General features: G+C 62.8%; 1 protein-coding gene. It reads left to right on the top strand.

The genetic code is table 11. The features are described from left to right. Positions 1-475: cbb3-type cytochrome c oxidase subunit I (locus ACK4S7_RS13160; RefSeq protein ID WP_409647710.1), on the top strand; the 475-nt coding region annotated here is incomplete at its 5' end. Positions 476-588 lie beyond the last annotated feature (113 nt).

Below are 588 nucleotides of genomic sequence, written 5' to 3'. Positions count from 1 at the left end.
ATCCCACTATACTGACTGGACGATCGGTCACGTTCACGCCGGCGCTCTGGGGTGGAACGGGCTGATTACGTTCGCTGCGGTCTACTACCTCGTGCCGAGACTGTGGAAGCGCGATCGAATGTACTCGCTGCGGATGATCAACTGGCACTTCTGGCTCGCGACCATCGGTATCGTCTTCTACGCCGCGAGCATGTGGGTGGCCGGGATCACCCAAGGCCTGATGTGGCGCGAGTACGGACCGGACGGCTATCTTGTGAACAGCTTCGTCGACACGGTCGCAGCGCTTCACCCGATGTACCTGATGCGCGCGTTCGGAGGGATCCTATACCTGATCGGCGCTGGCGTGATGACCTACAACGTCTGGATGACGCTGGCGGGACGGCTTCGGAGCGAGGCGCCGATGTCCGATGCCACCTACGATCCAGCCGCAGACCGCCCCATCCTCGCCACCGCGATCAGAGAGCCTCAAGCATGAGCACGCATTCGAACCTTCCCGGCGAGCGGGGCATGGCCGACGAGCCGACCGAGGTTCGGGTCCCGGTCACCGGCAACAAGCGACTGGAGAGGAACGTCTCACTACTTGCCCTC

The sequence above is a fragment of the Sphingorhabdus sp. genome (genome assembly GCF_046292425.1).
Taxonomy (GTDB): Bacteria; Pseudomonadota; Alphaproteobacteria; order Sphingomonadales; family Sphingomonadaceae; genus Sphingorhabdus_B.
Note: the sequence above shows the minus strand (reverse complement) of the source record. Positions and strands in the feature narration are given on the sequence as shown.